Origin of the sequence: Nocardia sp. NPDC019219, assembly GCF_040632645.1 — a bacterium.
Lineage (GTDB): Bacteria > Actinomycetota > Actinomycetes > Mycobacteriales > Mycobacteriaceae > Nocardia > Nocardia sputorum.
This window is the reverse complement of record NZ_JBEYCG010000015.1, coordinates 105,386-124,838: the sequence shown is the minus strand read 5'-3', so window position 1 is coordinate 124,838 and position 19,453 is coordinate 105,386. Positions and strand designations below refer to the sequence as shown.

Sequence of the window (19,453 nt, the reverse complement as noted above, 5' to 3'; positions counted from 1 at the left end):
CCTCGACACAATCCGCACTCGAGTCGCTACCGCACGAGCTAATTGTTCTTTCATTCCAGGGCATGCCAATCCGCCCAAGGCCTTCCGCCGCTATTGCCACGAACGCACCGTAGTCGATGGTTCGCCTGCTTTCGCCATTTCAGGTCGGTCGCCGCCATCTGCACGGCCATCGTCGTCATTCGGAACTCCCGGATGTCCCGTAGTAGTTCGAAGCCCTCCCACGCTGTGACGTCATAACCGTAGCCATCGCAGAACTCGTCGTACTGTTTCACACTGATCCAGCCGAACGACGTCCCCTTGATCGCCGTGTGCACCAAGTCCCACTCCGGCGGTCCGACCGACGTGCGCTCCAGATCGAGCAGAATCACCCGGCCATCGTCGGCGGCCACGACGTTGCCCACCCAGGCGTCACCGTGAATCACGCACCATGGCAAGCCCCTTGGCAGCTTCTCCCATCGCTGTCGCAGGTCAGCCAGATGCCGGCGCATCCACCGCACGTCATCGTCAGGCAGAAAGTCCGCGCCGGCGATCCGCTCGTCCAGCCGCACGAATGGCGCAATCTTGCCGAGGTCGAACGAGGCGGGCGGCGTCAGGGCGTGAAGCTTCTTCAACGCTCCGGCCACCTGCGCGGGCGTGCCGTGATGGTGGGATGGCAGTTCTCTCCAGAACGTCACGGAGTGCCCTTCAGCATCAACCGGCTGTTCAACGTCGGGGACGACCTGTACAGCGTCGACGCCGGAAGCCTCCAACCATCGCGCCACCATCACCTCCCGCGATGCGGCAGCGCGTTGTCCCGGTCGGCTGATCCGTACCACGATGCCAATGGGCAACCGGTAGATGGCGTTCTCACCCAACCGGAGGAGTTCGGCGTCGGCCGGATCGATTCCGGCCGTCCGACAAGCGACTCGGAGGACAGAGGACGGCTCGTGACCGGACGCGTCGCTCATCCCCCCACCACGGCGGTGTCGATCCGCGTCCGCAATTCGTCGACTTCGGTAACGTCGTGATGCTGTTCGGCGAAGCTCGCGAGTTCGCGAAGATCGTCAGCGGCCCGCCGCGAGCGGATATGACCCGCATCGACCAAGGCGGCCGTACCGAACGCGGCGGCTTCCTGTGGATCGCCGGTGGCCATCGTGAGCGACGCCAGCTTGATTCCCGAAATGGCGCGTGATCGGACGTAGGAATCGGTGTGCCCGTCAACGGCAGCCTCCAGACGCTGTTTCGCTTCGGAGGCGAACCGGCCCTGTACGGCGAGGTCGAACAGCGCGTGGCCGGTGTCGCCGAAGTGCTGTGCGGCGTCGTAGTACGCCATCCATGGCGGGTCATTCTCCGGCGACGATTCAGAAAACGCCTCGTCCGCCTGCCCCACCGCCCACATGGCTTCTTCCACGCGGTGAAGCTTCGCCAATGCCCGCGCCTTGGCAGAGTGCAACATGGCACGCTCGGTGGCAGTCAAACGGTCTGAGCGCACCATCGCGAGTTCGATGTAGGTCAGGCCGTCGTCAGGGTTGCCACACCAGATCGCCTGACGGGCCATCGAAGACAGCACCTTGCCTCGTAGATGCCAGTCTTCCGCTTCCTCGGCACAGGTCCAGGCGAGGCGGAACATGCCTCGGGCGTCGGCATGGGCGTAGGCGTCGAAGGCCATGAATCCCGCGGTGTGGCCGAGAAACCCCACTGCGCTCCGAAGGTCGGCCCGGTGTTTCTCCGAGCAGTGGGCATTCAACAGGCATACGGCGTAACGAAGTTGCGCGGCGACCGCTTCACGGACCAACTCACCTCCGTACGCGTGATCCCACGCGCTGAACTCATAGGCAGTGCGGCGGATCTGCTCGACTTCAGTCGCGCCCACCGTCGACGGCACCGGCGTGGGTTGGATCGCATCCAAGAAGTCCATCAGCGGCGCGGCGGCACCTGTCACCGTGACGCCGAGCGCGGCACGGAGAAAATCCTGGCGCTTCACGTTGTCGAGCGTAGCGGCGGACGCGCCGGGCAGCTTGAACCACAACAGATCACCGGGGATGCCGAGCACCTGTGCCCACCGGATCAGCTTCGACAGATACTCGGGCGCTCGACCTTTCTCCAGACGGCTGAGCTGTGCTTGCGTCAGTCCGAGCCAGCCGGCGACGAGTTCCTGCGGCAAGGTGCGGCCGTGGTACGGATGCGTCCGATAAGCAGCGACAACCCGCCCCATGTGCCACGTAGCAAGCGCATCGCGCATTTGATCGGTCTGCCAGAACCCGAAAGGCACCTGAGGCGGGTGCACCATCTCCTCTCGGAGGCCGGCCGCGCAGGGGCCGCAATACGGCTGCCCGTTGTAACTGTTCAGCCGGTTTCCGCAGCGCGTGCAGTACCGCGGCGGCTTCGGCGCCCGCGTCATCAATGCCCCCGGTTCAGTCGGGTCATACACCGTTTGCCCTGGTCGGGCGGAGATTATCACCGGATGCGAGCGGCAACTATACGTTCTATGCATATTGCCCAACCGCTGGTCAACCGGTATTGCGTGCCGCACGTCCTTCCGGCCGGATCTGCCGTGCATATGTCCCGGATACATGATGCTGGGCAGAGATTCGGCATACCGACCGACTGTCCACGTGGGCGACGGTAGGTGCTGGTATCCGGCACCGAGCCGACGCCTCGCTTTTCGGGCGCATCGATCCCAGTGCCGGGGTCGGTGGCGAAAGCCCTTGGTGCCGGGTACCGCCATCGCTCGGCACTACTCCCGGAGGTACTCGATGCCGTACAGCACGCTCGCCATTCACCAACTCGCCGCCATCACGCAGCAGGAAACCAACCTGGCACCTGACGCACCGTTTTCCATTGACCAGGCCCACACGATCATGCAATTCCACGTCGCTTGTGACGCACAGTATTGCCCGCGCAAGGCAGCAGCGGTCCAAGCTCGTGTCGAGGCCGGTCGGGTCGTCCCCACGCCGAGCAAGTCTCGGTGAGTGTCGCTGCCATGACGAACGAGCTACTCCTGTTTCCGAACGCGAAGCACCTCCAGCGCGCGTTCCGGGGCGACGTGGTGACGTCACCGTTGACATGCCTGACCGATACGGCCGCTGCCATGATCCCCGTGCACCACCAACGCCGCGAAGCGCTGCGGCGGTTGAATGTGCCAGACGCGATGTCCATCATTGCGCTTCGCCAAGCGGTCAAGGACTTCACGACTGCCGAAGGCCAGCTGATGGGGCTCGCCACCGCGATCGACCAGAACGTGGTCGAGGTGCTCCGGAACCGCCGACATGTCGCCGGAGTCTGGCACACCGAAACTGTCGGGTTGGTTGTCTCCCGCCTCGCGGAGTTGTGGTTGAACTATCTCGACAGCCAGACCCACGAGGACGCGTTTCGGGTGGCGCGGATCAGTGACGCCTACAACTGCCTGGTCGCGGAGTTGACGACGGGGCGGCGATTGCCCCCGGATATGTGAGTGAGGTTCGCCGTGCCAGAACCACTGGAGCAGAAAACATTCGTGCAGGCGGACGGAAAACCGGCGGAGTTCATGTGCAATGTCCACCTGCTGGAGCTGACGCCGGAACGCGCGGAGGAGCTGCGATCTGTCCATCGGTTCCATCACCCGGACGAGTGCATCGTCCACCTGGAAGCGGCCTATCTGTTGCTGATCGAGGACGACTGCTGAGTGACGGCGTCAGGGCCGAGCAGGATCTTCGCCTTGTTCTTGCAAATGCTATTCACGATGACCGGGGCGGCGTGCTCGGGGCTGGCGCCGGTGCCTGCAAGATGAGTTGCCGCAGGGCGGGAACGCGCCCGGTGATAGTGGGGACGCCGTTCTTCGCGGACTGCTGGCCGATGGTTCGGGGGCGCGATGCGAAACCGATTGTGTATCCGCAGGTGTCGGCGGACAATACCTTCGACATCCGCTGATCCAGGCCCGTTGGCGCGGCGCCTGCTGCTTGGAGGGCAGTCGGAATGTTCGTTGAACCGCTGTCGGGGCATCGCTATTTCCGAACCGCTGACCCCGACGTGGCCCGGGCGGGGATGAGCGGCATTCTGCGTGAGCACCGGCTCGATCCGGGCGCCTCCACCATGGAGGCCAGCTGCAATGTCGTCCGGTACGGTGATGTCGGCCTGGTCTACAAGCATTACGGGGTTCAGGTTCGGATCCGGACCGAACCCATCGAAACCTTCCGCCTGGTTCAAATTCCGCTGGCCGGGTGGGCCCGGGTGCTCAACGGGACCACGGATATCGCCTCCGACCCGGCGGTGGCCTCGGTTCCGGACCCGGACGCGCCCCTGGACATGAACTGGCACGAGAGCAGCAGGCAACTACTCGTCCGATTCGACCGTGCCGCGTTGGACGACCATTTGCGGCGGATGCTGGGCCGGCCGCCGGATCGTCCGCTGCGGATGGCCGTCGCGATGCAATTGCGGTCACCGGCCGCCCGGATCTGGTTCGAATCGCTGCGCATGCTGCAAGCCGACGCCGAAGGCCCCGGCCTGTTCCTGGATCCGCGGCTGCGGCCGCAGGTCGAGCAGCTGATGATGTCCCAACTCCTGCTGGCGCAGCCGAACAGCTACTCGGAGCTCCTGCTCGACGGTGCCCCAGGGAACTCGACGCCGCGTCCCATCCGCCTCGCCGAACAACTCATCGCCGACCACGCGCACGAAATGCTCACCGTCACCGATATCGCGGAGGCAGTAGGACTTTCGGTGCGGAGCCTGCAGGAGGGCTTCCGGCGATACCTCGACACCACACCGACGGCGCGATTGCGTGAAGCTCGGCTGGTGGGCGTGCACGCCGCGCTGGCCGCCGCGGACCCCACCAAGACCACGGTCGCCGCGGTAGCCGCAGACTGGGGATTCTGGCATCTGGGCCGTTTTTCGGCCCTGTACCGGCGGCGATGGGATGTGCCGCCGTCGGTGACGCTGCGCGCCTGACCCGCCGCGCAGCCCGGACAGAACTCGCGCGAGGTGGATAGTCGCGGGCGGTCCGGTCCACCCATCATGAGTGCGGCGGATTCCCGCCGCACCGATACCCGATCCCATCGGCTTCGAAGGGTCAATCATGTTGTCACTCAAACTGTTCCGCCGTCTCAGTGTCGCGGCGGCGGCCACCCTCGCGGTCGCCGGGTACGGCGCAGCCCTCGCGCCTGCACCGGCGTCTGCGGCCTACGACTGCCCCGGCGGACTGTTCTGCGGCTACGACCAGCGCGGCGGTGCCGGCATGTTCGTGCAGGTCGACAACAACTGCCTGTTGCACGACATCGGCAACGAAGGACTTGGAGATCGTCTGAGCTCGTACTGGAACCGCACGGGAAAGACGGTCGGGGTCTACAACTGGACCGGTCAGGAATGGCAACTGCTCGTCTCGGTCCCCGACAACAGCAAGGGCAATGTGCCCGCCAGCGGTGACAACAAGGCCGACGCCCTGTGGGTCTGCCACTGAGAGTTGCGATTTGCAAACTCGGTAAACCCTCCCGGCGCGCAACCGGAAGGGTCTACGTCATCGAAGTTCTCGAACTTCTCGAGCGCGGTAGGACCACCTCGGCGGGAAGGCCCCGGACCGTCAGGCGACTTCGTTCTTCATCTGCGCGGTCAGGATCTTCTGGTAGCCGGCTCCGAAAAGGCGCGGCAGCCAGTCGATCACATGGGCGTCCGTGCCGATCAGGATCTTCGCCTTGTTCTTGCGGATGCCGTTCACGATGACCCGTGCGGCGTGCTCGGGGGTGGTCTTGGCCAGGCGGTCGAAGTTGGCGGCCAAGGCGTCGCGATCGCGATCGCCGCCCGCCCGCGCCTTCCAGGCGATGTCGGTCTTGATCATGCCCGGGTGCACACTGCTGACGCCGACCGCGTGTCCGGCGATGGTCATCTCTTGGCGCAGCGCGTCGGTGAGCGCCCGGATGGCGAACTTCGTCGCGCTGTAGGCGCCCTGGCTCGGGCAGGCCGCCAGGCCGAACATGCTGGACACATTCGCGATGTGCCCGTCACCGGAGGCGATGACATGGGGCAGGAACGCCTTGGTGCCATACGCGACGCCCCAGAAGTTGATGCCGACGATCCATTCGAAGTCGGCCCAGCTGAGTTCTTCCACGTTCGCGGTCAGCGAGACTCCGGCGTTGTTGACGACCAGGTTGATCCGGCCGAAGTCCTCGGCCACCTCGTCGGCGTGCCGATAGACCGCGTCCCGGTCGGTCACGTCCAGTTTGTAGGCGCGGACTTGGGCGCCTTCCTTGCCACACAGCGCCGCGGTCTCGGCGACGTTGTCCACGTTGCGGCCCGACAGCGCCAGCCGGGCGCCGCGGCGGGCGAGTTCGATCGCCACCGCCCGGCCGATGCCCGCGCCCGCGCCGGTGATGACGGCGGTTCTGCCCTCGAAGTTCTTCACGGTTGTTTTCCTTGTCTCGGTCGGCGGTAGGTCCGCCGGGTTGCCCTGCCGGACGTCGTCACAGGGACGTGTAGCCGCCGTCGGCCACGAATTCCGAGCCGGTGCTGAAGCTCGACTCGTCGCTGATCAGGAACAGCACCAGGTTCGCCAGTTCCTCGGGTCGGCCGGCTCGGCGGATCGGCTGGTTGCCCGACATGCCCTGCGAGCGCGCGGAGTCCGCGGTCATCTCCGTGACCACGACGCCGGGATGCACCGAGTTGACGCGGATGTCGTCGGCGGCGAACTCCTGCGCGGCGGTCTTGGTCATGCCGCGCACCGCCCATTTGGACGCGGTGTAGCCGAGGATGTTGGAGAAGGCGATGATGCCGCCGATCGAGGAGATGTTGACGATCGAGCCGCTTCCGGCTCGGCGCATCGACCCCAGCACCGCCTTCATGCCGAGGAACACCCCGACCTGGTTGACGTCGATCACTTTGCGGAAGTCGGCTTCCGACAGCTTTTCGATCGGATCGACGTGCACGATGCCCGCGTTGTTGACCAAACCCGAGACCGGCCCGAACACCTTCTCGGTGTAGGCGACCACATCGTTCCACGCCGACTCGTCGGTGACGTCGAGCGGAAGGAAGGTCGCGGCGTCGCCCAACTCGGCAGCCAGCGCCACGCCTTCGTCCACCAGAACGTCGGTGATCGCCACCGTGGCGCCCTCGGCGACCAGCCGCCGCGCGAACGCCGCGCCCATGCCCCGGGCGCCGCCGGTCACGATGACATTCTTGCCGTCCACCCGTCCCATCAGCGTTCTCCTTCCACTGCCCGCGCAGTCGCGCCAGGCTGGTTGTCGGCCAGGTGACCGGCCGCGATGTAGCCGAACACCATGGCGGGACCGATGGTCGCGCCCGCGCCCGCGTAGTCGTTGCCCATCACCGAGGCCGAGTTGTTCCCCGCCGCGTACAGGCCGGGGATCGGCCGGTCGCCGCTGTCGAGGACGCGAGCGTGCTCGTCGGTGACCAATCCGCCCTTGGTGCCCAGATCGCCCGGCACCATCTCGACGGCGTAGAACGGGCCCTGTTCGACGGGAGCCAGACACGGATTCGGCCGCACGGTGGGATCGCCGTAGTAGCGGTCGTACGCCGAATCACCGCGCCGGAAGTCCTCGTCGCGACCGGCCAGCGCGAAGCGGTTGAAACGCTCGACCGTCGCGGAAAGCGCCGCGGGCGGCACGCCGATCTGGGCGGCGAGGTCGGCCAGCGTCTCGGCCTGCTTGATGATCCCGGCATCCAGGTATTTCTGCGGGAGAGGACGTTTGGGGAAGTTCCCGAGGAACAGGTATCGGTCCCGGAAACGCTGGTCCATGATGAAGTACGCCGGAATGTGCCCGACGCCCGTCGCTTCCTGCTCGTACATCTTGTGCACCACGTTCACGTACGGGGCCGATTCGTTGACGAATCGCTCGCCCGCGTGATTGACCATGATGCCGCCGGGCTGGGAACGCTCGGCCAGACAGAAGAACGGCGGCCCATCGGGGTTGCGCACGGACGGACCCCACCAGGCGTCAGCCATGAGATCCACCGCGCCACCGGCCTTCTGGCCCGCGACGATGCCCTCCCCGACGTTCTCGGTGGCGCCCACCGTCCACTCGGTGGACTGCGGACCGCTCATGTACTGCTCGCGCATCGCCAGGTTGTGCTCGAAGCCACCCGCCGCCAGCACCACCCCGCGGCGCGCCTTGATCACCACCGGCGTCCCGTCGTGCTCGGCGCGCACGCCGACCACCGCGTCACCCTCCGTGACCAGCTCGGTCAGCGGCGTGTTCAGCCACACCGGGACCCCGGCGTCCCGCAGCGACAGCCACAACCGGGCCGCCAGCGCCTTGCCCAGGCTCAGCGGCAACCGCCCCCGCAGCTTGTTCCCGACCGCTTGCATCCCGACCTTGATCGCGGTGCGCTTGCCGGCCCAGGTGCGGGCGATCATGTTCAGATCGTGGAAGTCGCTGACCGTGAACGCGATGCCCTTCGGTCCGGACATGGTCGGCTGATTGATCTTGTGCAGATCGCCGCCGAGCAGTCGTCCGTCCAGCGGCGCGGGCTCGATGCTGCGCCCTTGGGCCAGGCCACCGGGGAATTCCGGGTGGTAGTCGGAATAGCCGCGGTCGTAGACGAATTCCCAGTATTTGCTGCGAGCGCCGAGATAGCGCATCATCTCGGGTCCGCGATCGAGGAAGGCGCGCTGCTTGGCGTCCGGCACCCGATCGCCGACCACCGCCTTCAGATAGGTGCGGGCCAGTTCCGGGCTGTCGGGCACGCCTTCGCGCTGCAGCACCGGGTTGTTCGGGATCCAGATGCCACCGCCGGACCGCGCGGTGGACCCGCCGAAGGAGCGGCTCTTCTCGATCACCGTGACCGACAGCCCGCGGTAGGCGGCCGTCAGCGCGGCGGTCATGCCCGCGGCCCCGGAGCCGACTACCACCACGTCGAATTCGAATTCCTGAGTCATCGCATCGCTTCCGTCAGTAGCCGCAACCGGTCAGCATGCCGCCGTCGACGACGAATTCGCCGCCGGTGCAGTAACCGGCCGCGTCCGACGCCAGGAACACCGCCACATGGGAGACCTCGACCGGCTGCCCCCAGCGCGGAATCGGCAGGCTCGCGAAGAAGCCCTCGCCGTCCACGCCGGACGCCCCGGCCACCGCCGCCGTCATGGGCGTGGCGATGCCACCCGGGTGCAGCGAGTTGACCCGGATGCCCAGGTGGCCCAGCTCGCGAGCGGCCGACTTGGTGATGCCGCGGATGGCGAACTTGCTCGCACTGTAGGCGGACAGGCCCGCCGCGCCGACGAACCCTTCCACCGAGGAGACGTTCACGACCGAGCCGCCGCCGGCCTCGGCCAGCGCGGGTGCTGCGGCCTTGATGCCCAGCCAGGTGCCGGTCACGTTGACCGTCATGATCGCGGTGAAGTCCGCCAGGGCCATCTCGGTGATCGGGACGAACCGCAGAATGCCCGCGTTGTTCACCAGCGCGTCGAGCCGCCCGTAATGGGAGACCGCCTCGGACACCGCGGCGGACCAATCGGCTTCACTGGTCACGTCGTGGTGCACGAATCGCGCGGCGTCGCCCAGCTCGGCGGCCAACGCCATTCCCTCGTGGTCGAGCACGTCACCGAACACCACGCGCGCTCCTTCGGCCACGAACTGCCGCACGTGCTCGGCGCCCATCCCCCGCGCCCCGCCGGTGACCAGCGCCACCTTGCCGTCGAGTTGTCCCACCGATTCCCGTCCTCTCTGACCGTCGCTTCGCACCGACGCTAGGACGCCCATCGGGGCGCGGCACCGGACCGTCCCGGCCACCGGGACTTGCGCCTGACCTGAGAAGTTGCACCGGTCATATTTCGATTAGGCATACCGCTCCGGCCGTCCCGCCCCGGGCCGAGCCACACCGACGAAACCGCTGATCGCCCGATCGGGCGATCGAGAAGGAGACCGGATGAAGTTCTCGATGATCTTCGAGGCCCAGATGGCCGACCCGTCGCGCGAGCACGAGCATCAAGTGCTGCGCGACTGTGTCGAGCAGGCCGTGCTCGCCGACCAGATGGGATTCGACACCGTCTGGGCGGTCGAACACCACGGGCTGAAGTGGTACGCGCACATGAGCGCCCCGGAGGTCTTCCTGACCTGGGTGGCCGCCAAGACCGAGCGGATCCGGATCGGGCACGGCGTGGTGTGCATGCCGTTCAACTTCAACCACCCCGTGCGCGCCGCCGAACGCGCCGCGATGCTCGACGTGCTGTCCGGCGGCAGGCTCAACCTGGGCGCGGGCCGCGGCGCGACCCCGGTGGAGACCTCCATGTGCGGTGTCGACCCCGAGCGCACGTACCAGGAGGTGGAGGAATCGCTGCGGATGATCGGCAAGGCGTGGCAGGATCCCGAAGCCGAATTCGAGTACAACGGTGAGCTTTTGCAGGTCTCGCCGCATTCGCTGCTGCCGCGACCGGAGCAGTTGCCGCATCCGCCGCTGTTCATGGCCTGCACCAAGAAGGACACGCTGAAGATGGCCGCCGACTACGGAATCGGCGCACTGGTCCTGGGATTCGCGGGTGTGGAGGAGATCGCCGAACTGCGGCGCACCTACGACGAGGCGATCGCCGCGCGCACGGGCGAGCGTTTCGTGTCGACCGTCGTGAACGATCATTTCGCGGCGCTGTGCCCCACCATCGTCCTCGACGACCGGGAGAAGGCCCAGCAGATCGGCGCTCGCGGCCAGCGCTTCTTCGCGCAATCCATCAAGCACTACTACGGCGCGGGCCCGGCCCCCGACGAGGCCGTCGACCCGAACGCGGACGAGGTCGCCGCGATCAAGCAGGCCGCCGACGACCACGTGGCCTACCTGCACGAGGCCAAGATCCCGGTGAAGACCGGCGCCACCTCGGTCTTCAATGTCGAGCACGCCTACGGCAGCCCCGAGGACGCCATCGCGTACGTCGAGCGCCTGCAGGCCGCGGGCGCCGACGAGATCCTCTGCCTCATCCAGATGGGCACCGTGCCGCAGGAGGCCTGCCTGGAGACCATCCGGCATTGGGGCGAGAAGGTCATCCCCCACTTCCGCAACAGCTGACCCACGGCGATCGCCGAGAACAAGAGGAGTTCGACATGGTTGACCTGAAAGGGAAGGTCGCCCTGATCACCGGCGCCGCGCGGGGACAGGGCGCCGCCGAGGCGCGGCTGTTCGTGGAGCGCGGCGCCCGCGTGGTGATCACCGACGTTCTGGAAGCCGAAGGAACACAGCTGGCCGGGTCGCTCGGCGCGGCGGCCCGTTTCGTCCGGCACGACGTCGGCAGCGGAGCGGACTGGGAAACAGCTGTGGGCGAGGCGGTTTCGGCGTTCGGCAAGCTGGACGTCCTGGTGAACAACGCCGCCATCTACACCGCGAAGCCGCTGACCGAGACATCGCCGGAGGAATTCGAACGCATTCTGCACGTCAATCTGCTCGGCGCGTTTCGCGGCATCCAGGCTGCGGTCGGGCCGATGACGCGGGCGGGCGGCGGCTCCATCGTCAACATCTCCTCGCAGGCGGGCCTCGAGGGGCTGATGGGCCATTCCGCTTACGGCTCGTCGAAATGGGGGCTGCGTGGTTTGTCCAAGACCGCGGCACTCGAGCTGGGCCCCGCCGGAATCCGGGTCAACTCGGTGCACCCGGGCCCGATCGCGACGCCGATGGTCCCATATCTGACCACCGGTCCGGGCAGCTTCCCGTCCTTGCCGCTGCAACGCACCGGGGAGCCCGAGGAGGTCGCCGAACTGGTGGCGTTCCTGGCCTCCGACGCTTCGGCCTACGTCACGGGCGCCGAGGTCACGATCGATGGCGGCTTGGCGGCGGGCAAATTCTTGCCGCCGGACGCGTAGCAGTAGGCGAGGGAGCGAGCCGGATGCCGCTGACACCCGAAGCGCAGGCGCACGACGGCGCCGACCCCTACGCCAACCCGCTGCGCGCCGAGCTGTCCGGACTTCCGCCCGCACACATCGTCACCGCCGAATTCGATCCGTTGCGCGACGAGGGCGAAGATTACGGGCGGCGGGTTGCGGCAAGCCGGTGTCGCGGCCGAAATCCATCGATACGACGGCATGTTCCACGGATTCCTGAGCATGGCCGACCACCTGCCCGAGGCGCTGCGCGCGAACGCCGCCACCTACTCGGCCGTTCGTACCGCGCACGCCGTGCCGCGTTCCTGAACAAGCCCACTGTTACGGAGACTGATGACCATCCAGCGAATCGGGCCCGCCTACCCCACCGACGATCTGGCCACGACCGTGGCCCTGCTGACCGCGATCTTCGGCGCCGGACCCACGGCGGTCGACGGCGACCGATGGGCCCAGTTCGACAGCAACGGAGTCCGCGTCATGCTCGCGGGCACCGACCGCGACGACGACACCCCGTTCCTCGCGATCAAGGTCGCCGACTTGGACGCCGAACTAGACCGGCTGCGCGCCGAAGGATTCGAGGCAGCGCAGCCGGTCACCGGACCGCACGAACGCCGAGCCGTCATACGGCCGACGCCCGGCGCGGTCTGGCACGTCGCGCTCTACGAACCGGTCATCGCAGCTTCGACGTGACCGAACCAAGGGAGCCGCGCGGGATCGAGCCCGCTCATTCGGTGCCGATGCCCGCGGTCGGCCCCGGCGCGGATGGCATCGGCCCGGCACGATTCCTCCTCCGCTTCGCTCGCTTCGGGAGCTTCCCGTCCGGAGTCGCCGGATCGGGCAAGACAACGCGGAACGATTCGGACGGCGGTCGCCGCAACGCGCGGTCGAACGCGCGAGCCGACGACGGCCACGGATTGGTGACGCGTCCGCTCTCGTGCTTGTACCAGCTCGGCCCCACGGCAGGCCACACCGTCTTCGCGAGGGCCGCCTCGATCCACTGCCGGTGTGCCCGCATCGCGCCTGCCCGGACTTCGACGGCGGACGCGCCGATCCGGTCCCGCCAGCGCAGACAACGGATGATGTAGTCGATCTGGCATTCCTTCATTCCCGGGTTGCTACCCGCGGGATTGAAGCTGTTCGGTCCGGCGATCAGGAACGCGTTCGGATACCCCGGAACCGCCACACCAAGGAGAGCCGCCGCGCCTGCGCGCCATTCGTCGTGTAGCAGCGCTCCCCCGCGCCCGCGCACGGTGATCGGGACCAGGAATTCCGGAGCGCGGAAGCCGGTGGCGTAGACGATCACGTCGGCCCGATGGAATGCGCCGTCGGCGGTGCGCAGTCCGTCCCGGGTGATCCGGCTGATGGGAGCGGTGACCAGCTCGACGTTCTCGCGGGTCAACGTCGAGTAGTAGTGGCTGTCGAAGATGATGCGTTTCCCCCCGATCGGGTAGTCGGGAGTGAGTTTCGCGCGCAGTTCCGGGTCCGCGATCCGGCTACGCAGATACCCTCGGGCAGCCCATTCGGCGGGGCGCGCCGACCAGCCCCGGCGCATGATCGGCGCGAGCACCGCATCGGCGCCGTAGTACAGCGCTCGGCGATACAGACAGTGCGCGCCGGGCAGCCGCAGCGCCGCTCGGGCGAGCGGCCCGAAATCGGCCGGTGGTTTGGGCAGCACCCAGTGCGGCGTGCGCTGGAAGACGCGGACGCGGCGGGCGGTCGCGGCCAGCGCCGGCAGCATCTGGGCCGCGCTCGAACCGGTGCCGATCACAGCCACCTCCAGCCCGCGTAGGTCTTGTCCGTGGTCCCAGCGCGCGGAATGGAAGGACGGTCCTGCGAAGTCTGCCCGGCCGGGAAGATCGGGAATGTTCGGCCGGTGCAGCTGCCCCACGGCGAAAACCACCACTTCCGCGTGCACGCGCTGTCCCTCGGAGGTGACCAGTTCCCAACCGCCGCGGGTTTCCAGATAGGTGGCCTCGCTGATCGCGGTACCCAATCGCAGATGCGGCGCCAAACCGTGGTCGGCCACCACCCCGCGCAGGTAGTCCAGGATCTCCGCCTGGCGCGGAAACCGAATGCGCCGGCTGCGGTAGGGCGCGAAGGAGAACGAATACAGATGCGACGGTACGTCACAGGAGCACCCTGGATAGGTGTTGTCCCGCCAGACGCCGCCCACGTCACCGCCCCGGTCGAAGATCACGAAATCGGTGATGCCGGCTCGTCGCAGCTCGACCCCCATCCCGATGCCGCCGAAGCCCGCGCCGACGACAGCCACCTTGCAGGTCATCGCGTTCGCCACCCCTCCTCCTTCACGCTCAGCACACAGTCAACGTTCAGCTACCTGAACTCTTCGTTGGCTGGAGCGTTTCGGATGGCAAGATCATCGAGGCACTTGCTCGACGTCATCGACATCCAGAAGTTCGGTGCCACACGGCACTACACTCATGACGTGATCAGCGGGACATTGTCCGGCGACCCGTTCGGAGCACACCGGTCACCCCGCTCGCCCGACCGCGAACGATGCGAACAGCACACCTTTCGCTATTCAACGCGTGACGGGCCCGTGCCTTACCCGCGTGGACCGGATGTCCACACGGGCAGGATCCCAGGCGAGAACCACCGAGATACCGTGCGCCGCAAGCCCGCCGAAGCGTTTCCTCGACGAGGGCGTAAGCGTGGGAACGGTTCACCGGGGCGCTCGCCAACGGCACACCGATCCGGAATCCGCTGGAAGTGGATGCGGGCTGCCGGAATTCAGCCCATCAGGTCCCGGTCGTTCGCTCAGGCCGTGGCGCGGGCGGTCAGGTCGTCGAGCAGAATCATGACCTCCCCTTCCTGCTTCACCACCTGGGTGAGCCGGATCGTCACAGCGACGATTTCGCCGTCGTCCACGGGATCCGCCGGTTCCTGTTCGAGACGCCGCCATTCGCCGGTCGCGGGGACGCTTCCCAGCACCAGCTCGCGCTCGCCCCCTCCGGCGCCACGGAGTCGCGCGGACACCCGGATCGACGCGTGCGGCGAACGCACCCACAGGTTGAGGGCGGCCAACCGCCCGGGGATCGACAATGCGCGGCCGGGCTTGGCCACGAGGTCGACTTCGAGGTCGTCGGTCGCCGACCGGACGAGCAGGACGAGCGCGCGGTAGTCGGCGCCCGCGACGCCGTCGGCGTATACGCCCGGCCGTTTGCTCGGCGCGCCTTCGGCGAAGGTCGTGAGATGGGTCCGGTCGGCCCCGGTTCCGGCGAGTTCCCACCTGTCCTTGCTCTCGAAGTCGTCCAGGAGCACCTCGACCGAAGCGTCCGACATCCCTGCTGTCCCTTCCCTAGCGACCGCGCCGGACGTGCCTCCGGCTCCGAGCACACCCTACAAGCCACCGAATGTCGTTGCGGCGCGCGGAACTGAGCGTTCACCTGCCGCGCACGCGGCATCCCACCGACCGGCCCGACGCGTCGGGATCAGCCGGCCACGGCGGTCGGTCCGGCCACTACCGGAACCAGGTACGTGCGCGCGAATTCGTCTAGCTGCTCGTCGGTTTCGAGTTCGGTGAGCCCGTGGGGCGCGAGGATCAGGGAGTGGACGATCCGGCACACGATCTCCGCGCGGGTGGTCAGATCCGTTGCGGGAGGCAGGATTCCGCGCTCGACGGCGCGCTGGAGGGCGGCGGCGGTGGCGTGGACGGACATCGCGAACGGAGCCGCGCCGTCGACGGTGAGTTTGAGGACCACGCGCGCCGGTTCCAGCGTCAGCATGCGTGCCACGAGCGGATTCGTGCGCCAGCGGGTGATGACGGTGACGAAGATGTCCGCGACCAGCTCACCGAGGTCGTCGTGGCGGTCGGCGATCTCGGTGATCTCGGCGAGCACCGCGGCCACCTCGCGACTGATCACGGCTTGCACCAAGTCGTCGCGGCCGCCGACGTGGCGATAGACCGTCACCCGGTCGACGCCCGCTTTCCGGGCGACCTCCTCGATCGTCGTCTTCTTGACGCCGACCTGCTCGAACAGCACCAGAGCCGCGTCCAGGATCCGGGTGACCAGGGTCCCGGGGACGTTCTCGCTGCTCGTGGCGGCCTTCGAGGCGGTGGGCATAGGCCAACGCTAGCAAAATCCAGCCCTCCTGCAACATTCTTCCGGTGTTGTTGCTGCAACATTGCAATACGATTTGTAGCTATGTATGGTCGGATCATGGCTGAGCAGGAGGGCGCGACGCAGCGCCGGTATCGCGACGAAGCGCATGCCATCCATGCGCGCGACGTCCATTTCGACTTCGATTCCGTGCCCATGCACTACATACCGGGCGAGGCCTTGGCCACCCACATCGTCAACGTGATGCACCTGGTGCTGCCCGAAGGGGAACGGGCGATGGCGCAGGCGTTGACCGAAGCGCTGCCCTACATCGATGACGAACGGTTGCGCGAGGAGGTGACGGGGTTCATCGGGCAGGAGACCATGCACGCGAACAGTCACGAAGCCGCGCGCAGGCATCTCCAGTCGATCGGCTTGGACGTCGACTCGTATGTCTCGAAGGTCGCCTGGCTCGTCGACCGCATCCTCGGCGACCACGGCTTGACCGGTCGTGCGCGGGAGGAATGGCTCAAGGAACGGCTCGGCCTGTTCGCGGGCATGGAGCACTACACCGCGGTACTCGGGGAATGGCTGCTCAACGCCGACATCCTCGAGGAAAAGGGCATGCACCCGGCGATGCTGGACCTGGTCCGCTGGCACGGCGCCGAAGAGGTGGAGCACCGCAGCGTCGTCTACGACGCGTTCATGCATCTCGATGGCAGCTACGCGCGGAAAACCCGGACGGCGATCCTGGCCAGCGCGACGTTGCTGCCGCTGTTCATCGTCTCGACCGCCTATCTCTACCGGAAGGATCCGTCTTCGGAGAAGGGCCGGTTCTGGGCACTGCAGTTCTGGAGCGCGACCCGGCGCGGCGTCATCCCGAAATGGACGGTCTTCTTCACCGAGATGCCGCGGTATCTGCGTCCTGGCTTCCATCCGTCCCAGTTGGGACCGATGGACAAGGCCCTGCGCTATCTCGCGCACTCACCGGCGGCACGGGCGGCGCACCGATGACCGGATCGTCTGCCCTCGAAGACCGCTCGGCGCCCTCGGGACTGCGGCTGATCGGCGATGTCATGGACATCTACCGGAAGGTATTCGTCACCGGGCGAGCCGCTTCGCTCCTGTCCCGTCCGAACGTGGTGCGGCGCACCGGGTTCGACTTGGACACCACGATCACCGCGATCGATCGCGAAGCCGCCGACGTGGTAAGCCTGACGCTGCGCGCGGCCGGCGGCGGCCCGCTGCCCACGTGGCGGCCGGGCGCGCACGTGGACGTCTTCTTGCCGTCGGGCCGTCAGCGCCAGTACTCGCTGTGCGGCGACCCGAGCAACCGGTTCCGGTATCGCATCGCGGTGCGGCTCATTCCCGAAGGAGGCGGCGGATCGCGCGAGATCCATCAATCGCTGCGGATCGGCGACCGGTTGCGGATTCGCGGGCCGCGCAACGCGTTCACTTTCGTCGACGCGCCGTCGTACTTGTTCCTGGCCGGTGGGATCGGCATTACGCCGATCCTCCCGATGGTCAAGGCGGCGGGCACACGGGGACGTCTGGTGTATGTCGGCCGCTCACGCGAGACCATGCCGTTCCTCGCCGACCTGCCGGACGCCGACGTCAGGCCGGACGATGAATTCGGGCCGCCGGATGTCGCCGCGCTGCTGGCTCGCGCCGAACCCGGCGCGGCGGTGTACGTGTGCGGGCCACCGCCGATGCTGGAGGCGGCGCAGCGGTGCCTGTTCGAACTCAACCCGACCGCCTCGTTGCACACCGAACGGTTCTCCGCCCTTCCGGTCGTGGACGGCGCGGAATTCGATCTCACCCTGGCCCGCAGCGGTACCACGATCCGGGTCGCGGCCGACGAAACCGCGCTCACCGCGATCCACCGCGAATTGCCGGACGTCGCCTACTCATGCCGACAGGGTTTCTGCGGCACCTGCAAAGTCGCGGTCGTCTCCGGCGCCGTCGACCACCGCGACCGCGTGCTCACCGCCGCCGAACGCGAGAACCAGATGCTGGTCTGTGTCTCCCGTGCCGCGAGCGAGCACCTCGTGGTCGACCTCTGAGACCGACACACGAAAGGGACAGCGTTGTCTATCCGCCGCCGAACGAGCGAGCCCACCCTATGAGCGTTTCCACCAACCACCCCGCACAGTCCGTGGTGTCGACTTTCGACGTGCACGATCCGGCCACCGGCGCGGTGGTCGGCACCTACCCGGTGCACGATCGCCACGCCGTCGACACCGCCGTCGCCGCCGCGTACGAGGCCGCGACCTGGTGGCGCGATCTCGGCTTCGCCGGTCGCGCCCGGCATCTGGACGCGTGGCGTGCCGAGATCGCCGCCGGCCGTGACGAACTGGCTGACATTATCCATCGGGAGATGGGCAAACCAGTATCCGACGCCAAACTCGAGATCGCCATGGCGCTCGAACACTTGCGGTGGGCGGCACGCAATGCCGAGAAGGTGCTCGGCCGCCGCACCGTGCCGTCGAGCCTGCTGACGGTGAACCACGTGGCCACGGTCGAATACCTTCCTCTCGGGGTGGTCGGCGTCATCGGGCCGTGGAACTACCCGGTGTTCACTCCGCTGGGCTCCATCTCGTTCGCGCTGGCCGCCGGGAACGCGGTGGTGTTCAAACCCAGCGAGTACACCCCCGGCGTCGGGCTCTGGCTCGCCGAAGCGTTCACCCGCACCGCACCCGCCGAGCCGGTGCTGCAGGTGATCACCGGTCTCGGCGAAACGGGGAACGCGCTGTGCCGCAGCGGCGTCGGCAAGATCGGCTTCACCGGGTCGACCGCCACCGGCAAGCTCGTCCTGGCCGCGTGCGCGGAGAACCTCACACCGGTGCTGATGGAGTGCGGCGGCAAGGACGCGCTGATCGTCGACGCGGACGCCGACCTCGACGCCGCTGCCGACGCGGCGGTGTGGGGCGGATTGTCCAACGCCGGGCAGACCTGTTTGGCCGTGGAACGCGTCTACGTCCATGCCGACGTCTACGACGAGTTTCTCGCGAAGCTGGTGGCGGCGGCGAGCCGAATCCAGGCCGGTGCCGCGGACTCGAAGATCGGACCGATCACCATGCCCAAGCAGCTCTCCGTCATACGCCGTCACATCGAGGACGCCGTCGCGCGCGGCGCCCGCGCCGTGCTCGGCGGGCCGGAGGCGATCGATCGCCAGTTCGTCCAACCGACCATCCTCGTCGACGTCCCCGAGGACGCGGCCGCGGTGACCGAGGAGACCTTCGGCCCCACCCTGACGGTCGCCAAGGTCCGGGACATGGACGAGGCCGTCGAGCTGGTGAATCGCTGCGCGTACGGGCTGGGCGGCACCGTCTTCGCCCGCCGTAACGGTCGCGACATCGCCGACCGCATCCGCGCGGGCGGCACCTCGATCAACGCGTTCGTCGCGCACGCCACCATCCCCGCTCTGCCGCTCGGCGGTGTGGGCGCATCCGGCTTCGGCCGTGTCCACGGGCCGGACGGGCTGAAGGAATTCACCTACGCCAAAGCGACCACGCGGCAACTGTTTCCATCCCCGTTGCCCTTGACGTCGTTCCGGCGCGATCACCGTGTGGACGCGATCGTCGACCAGCTCATCTCGGTTCTGCACGGAAGGAAGCGGCAGTGACGGACGAA

At 67.3% G+C, this 19,453-nt stretch carries 21 protein-coding genes and 1 pseudogene; 13 read left to right on the top strand and 9 right to left on the bottom strand.

Annotated features, from left to right (window positions below; genetic code table 11):
- Positions 1-50 precede the first annotated feature (50 nt).
- On the bottom strand, positions 51-947 hold the full coding sequence (locus tag ABZ552_RS25435) for an aminoglycoside phosphotransferase family protein (RefSeq protein ID WP_357440203.1): 897 nt from the start codon (positions 945-947) through the stop codon (positions 51-53).
- On the bottom strand, positions 944-2,251 hold the full coding sequence (locus ABZ552_RS25430; protein ID WP_357440201.1) for a helix-turn-helix domain-containing protein: 1,308 nt from the start codon (positions 2,249-2,251) through the stop codon (positions 944-946). The genes ABZ552_RS25435 and ABZ552_RS25430 overlap by 4 nt, the downstream gene beginning before the upstream one ends.
- A gap of 484 nt (positions 2,252-2,735) precedes the next feature.
- On the opposite strand from ABZ552_RS25430, the gene ABZ552_RS25425 reads away from it, so the two are divergent.
- The 5 genes from ABZ552_RS25425 to ABZ552_RS25405 all read left to right on the top strand — a co-directional run bounded on the left by ABZ552_RS25425 (position 2,736) and on the right by ABZ552_RS25405 (position 5,410).
- Positions 2,736-2,951 (top strand): hypothetical protein, encoded by a 216-nt coding sequence (locus tag ABZ552_RS25425; RefSeq protein ID WP_357440198.1) that lies wholly within the window; start codon positions 2,736-2,738, stop codon positions 2,949-2,951.
- Complete coding sequence (locus ABZ552_RS25420; RefSeq protein ID WP_357440195.1) at positions 2,948-3,433, top strand: hypothetical protein; 486 nt, start codon at positions 2,948-2,950, stop codon at positions 3,431-3,433. Before ABZ552_RS25425 ends, ABZ552_RS25420 begins: the two co-directional genes overlap by 4 nt.
- 12 nt (positions 3,434-3,445) lie before the next feature.
- Entirely contained in the window at positions 3,446-3,643 is a 198-nt protein-coding gene (locus ABZ552_RS25415; protein WP_357440192.1) for a hypothetical protein, read from the top strand.
- A gap of 290 nt (positions 3,644-3,933) precedes the next feature.
- On the top strand, positions 3,934-4,902 hold the full coding sequence (locus ABZ552_RS25410; protein WP_281880015.1) for an AraC family transcriptional regulator: 969 nt from the start codon (positions 3,934-3,936) through the stop codon (positions 4,900-4,902).
- Between the two features lie 70 nt (positions 4,903-4,972).
- The gene (locus tag ABZ552_RS25405) at positions 4,973-5,410 is read left to right on the top strand and encodes a peptidase inhibitor family I36 protein (protein ID WP_357440189.1); all 438 of its coding nucleotides are present in this window, start codon (positions 4,973-4,975) and stop codon (positions 5,408-5,410) included.
- A 120-nt stretch (positions 5,411-5,530) separates the two neighbouring features.
- Here ABZ552_RS25405 and ABZ552_RS25400 read toward each other — a convergent pair whose 3' ends face one another.
- Genes ABZ552_RS25400 through ABZ552_RS25385 form a run of 4 tightly spaced genes read right to left on the bottom strand, consistent with a single transcriptional unit; the run spans position 5,531 to position 9,659 of the window.
- Positions 5,531-6,349 (bottom strand): SDR family oxidoreductase, encoded by an 819-nt coding sequence (locus ABZ552_RS25400; protein WP_357440186.1) that lies wholly within the window; start codon positions 6,347-6,349, stop codon positions 5,531-5,533.
- A 58-nt stretch (positions 6,350-6,407) separates the two neighbouring features.
- Positions 6,408-7,139 carry a glucose 1-dehydrogenase gene (locus ABZ552_RS25395; RefSeq protein ID WP_281880008.1) on the bottom strand — a complete coding sequence of 244 codons (732 nt, stop codon included), beginning with the start codon at positions 7,137-7,139 and terminating at the stop codon, positions 6,408-6,410.
- Positions 7,139-8,839, bottom strand: a complete 1,701-nt coding sequence (kstD, locus tag ABZ552_RS25390; RefSeq protein WP_357440183.1) for a 3-oxosteroid 1-dehydrogenase — start codon at positions 8,837-8,839, stop codon at positions 7,139-7,141. Before kstD ends, ABZ552_RS25395 begins: the two co-directional genes overlap by 1 nt.
- 13 nt (positions 8,840-8,852) lie before the next feature.
- Entirely contained in the window at positions 8,853-9,659 is an 807-nt protein-coding gene (locus tag ABZ552_RS25385) for a glucose 1-dehydrogenase (RefSeq protein ID WP_281918295.1), read from the bottom strand.
- A 166-nt stretch (positions 9,660-9,825) separates the two neighbouring features.
- Here ABZ552_RS25385 and ABZ552_RS25380 point away from each other — a divergent pair, with 166 nt between their 5' ends.
- The 5 genes and pseudogenes from ABZ552_RS25380 (at position 9,826) to ABZ552_RS25360 (ending at position 12,449) form a co-directional block, all read left to right on the top strand.
- The gene (locus ABZ552_RS25380) at positions 9,826-10,953 is read left to right on the top strand and encodes an LLM class flavin-dependent oxidoreductase (RefSeq protein ID WP_159840495.1); all 1,128 of its coding nucleotides are present in this window, start codon (positions 9,826-9,828) and stop codon (positions 10,951-10,953) included.
- Positions 10,954-10,988: 35 nt separating this feature from the next.
- Positions 10,989-11,741, top strand: a complete 753-nt coding sequence (locus tag ABZ552_RS25375; RefSeq protein ID WP_281918294.1) for a glucose 1-dehydrogenase — start codon at positions 10,989-10,991, stop codon at positions 11,739-11,741.
- Between the two features lie 23 nt (positions 11,742-11,764).
- Positions 11,765-11,863: pseudogene (locus ABZ552_RS25370) on the top strand (hypothetical protein); the annotation flags it as partial.
- A gap of 52 nt (positions 11,864-11,915) precedes the next feature.
- On the top strand, positions 11,916-12,068 hold the full coding sequence (locus ABZ552_RS25365) for a hypothetical protein (protein ID WP_281918293.1): 153 nt from the start codon (positions 11,916-11,918) through the stop codon (positions 12,066-12,068).
- A 24-nt stretch (positions 12,069-12,092) separates the two neighbouring features.
- Positions 12,093-12,449 (top strand): VOC family protein, encoded by a 357-nt coding sequence (locus tag ABZ552_RS25360; protein WP_281880003.1) that lies wholly within the window; start codon positions 12,093-12,095, stop codon positions 12,447-12,449.
- A 34-nt stretch (positions 12,450-12,483) separates the two neighbouring features.
- On the opposite strand, the gene ABZ552_RS25355 is transcribed toward ABZ552_RS25360, so the two are convergent.
- The 3 genes from ABZ552_RS25355 to ABZ552_RS25345 all read right to left on the bottom strand — a co-directional run bounded on the left by ABZ552_RS25355 (position 12,484) and on the right by ABZ552_RS25345 (position 15,844).
- On the bottom strand, positions 12,484-14,055 hold the full coding sequence (locus ABZ552_RS25355; RefSeq protein WP_281918292.1) for an NAD(P)/FAD-dependent oxidoreductase: 1,572 nt from the start codon (positions 14,053-14,055) through the stop codon (positions 12,484-12,486).
- A 482-nt stretch (positions 14,056-14,537) separates the two neighbouring features.
- On the bottom strand, positions 14,538-15,062 hold the full coding sequence (locus tag ABZ552_RS25350) for a hypothetical protein (RefSeq protein ID WP_281880001.1): 525 nt from the start codon (positions 15,060-15,062) through the stop codon (positions 14,538-14,540).
- Between the two features lie 149 nt (positions 15,063-15,211).
- Positions 15,212-15,844, bottom strand: coding sequence for a TetR/AcrR family transcriptional regulator (locus tag ABZ552_RS25345; RefSeq protein ID WP_281880000.1), 633 nt, complete (start codon positions 15,842-15,844; stop codon positions 15,212-15,214).
- A 96-nt stretch (positions 15,845-15,940) separates the two neighbouring features.
- Between ABZ552_RS25345 and ABZ552_RS25340 the strand changes: the two genes are divergently transcribed.
- From ABZ552_RS25340 to ABZ552_RS25330, 3 genes are all read left to right on the top strand, one after another.
- Positions 15,941-16,834, top strand: a complete 894-nt coding sequence (locus tag ABZ552_RS25340; RefSeq protein WP_281879999.1) for a metal-dependent hydrolase — start codon at positions 15,941-15,943, stop codon at positions 16,832-16,834.
- 62 nt (positions 16,835-16,896) lie between these two features.
- Positions 16,897-17,883 carry a PDR/VanB family oxidoreductase gene (locus ABZ552_RS25335; RefSeq protein ID WP_357440286.1) on the top strand — a complete coding sequence of 329 codons (987 nt, stop codon included), beginning with the start codon at positions 16,897-16,899 and terminating at the stop codon, positions 17,881-17,883.
- A 59-nt stretch (positions 17,884-17,942) separates the two neighbouring features.
- Positions 17,943-19,445: an aldehyde dehydrogenase family protein gene (locus ABZ552_RS25330; RefSeq protein ID WP_357440177.1), complete on the top strand. Its 1,503-nt coding sequence runs from the start codon at positions 17,943-17,945 to the stop codon at positions 19,443-19,445.
- Positions 19,446-19,453: the final 8 nt, after the last annotated feature.

Bases quoted from the DNA above. Each gene is read 5' to 3' on its own strand.
- ABZ552_RS25435 (WP_357440203.1), bottom strand. From the start codon at position 947: ATGAGCGACGCGTCCGGTCACGAGCCGTCCTCTGTCCTCCGAGTCGCT.
- ABZ552_RS25425 (WP_357440198.1), top strand. From the start codon at position 2,736: ATGCCGTACAGCACGCTCGCCATTCACCAACTCGCCGCCATCACGCAG.
- ABZ552_RS25410 (WP_281880015.1), top strand. From the start codon at position 3,934: ATGTTCGTTGAACCGCTGTCGGGGCATCGCTATTTCCGAACCGCTGAC.
- ABZ552_RS25395 (WP_281880008.1), bottom strand. From the start codon at position 7,139: ATGGGACGGGTGGACGGCAAGAATGTCATCGTGACCGGCGGCGCCCGG.
- kstD (WP_357440183.1), bottom strand. From the start codon at position 8,839: ATGACTCAGGAATTCGAATTCGACGTGGTGGTAGTCGGCTCCGGGGCC.
- ABZ552_RS25385 (WP_281918295.1), bottom strand. From the start codon at position 9,659: ATGGGCGTCCTAGCGTCGGTGCGAAGCGACGGTCAGAGAGGACGGGAA.
- ABZ552_RS25380 (WP_159840495.1), top strand. From the start codon at position 9,826: ATGAAGTTCTCGATGATCTTCGAGGCCCAGATGGCCGACCCGTCGCGC.
- ABZ552_RS25375 (WP_281918294.1), top strand. From the start codon at position 10,989: ATGGTTGACCTGAAAGGGAAGGTCGCCCTGATCACCGGCGCCGCGCGG.
- ABZ552_RS25360 (WP_281880003.1), top strand. From the start codon at position 12,093: ATGACCATCCAGCGAATCGGGCCCGCCTACCCCACCGACGATCTGGCC.
- ABZ552_RS25350 (WP_281880001.1), bottom strand. From the start codon at position 15,062: ATGTCGGACGCTTCGGTCGAGGTGCTCCTGGACGACTTCGAGAGCAAG.
- ABZ552_RS25345 (WP_281880000.1), bottom strand. From the start codon at position 15,844: ATGCCCACCGCCTCGAAGGCCGCCACGAGCAGCGAGAACGTCCCCGGG.
- ABZ552_RS25340 (WP_281879999.1), top strand. From the start codon at position 15,941: ATGGCTGAGCAGGAGGGCGCGACGCAGCGCCGGTATCGCGACGAAGCG.
- ABZ552_RS25335 (WP_357440286.1), top strand. From the start codon at position 16,897: ATGGACATCTACCGGAAGGTATTCGTCACCGGGCGAGCCGCTTCGCTC.
- ABZ552_RS25330 (WP_357440177.1), top strand. From the start codon at position 17,943: ATGAGCGTTTCCACCAACCACCCCGCACAGTCCGTGGTGTCGACTTTC.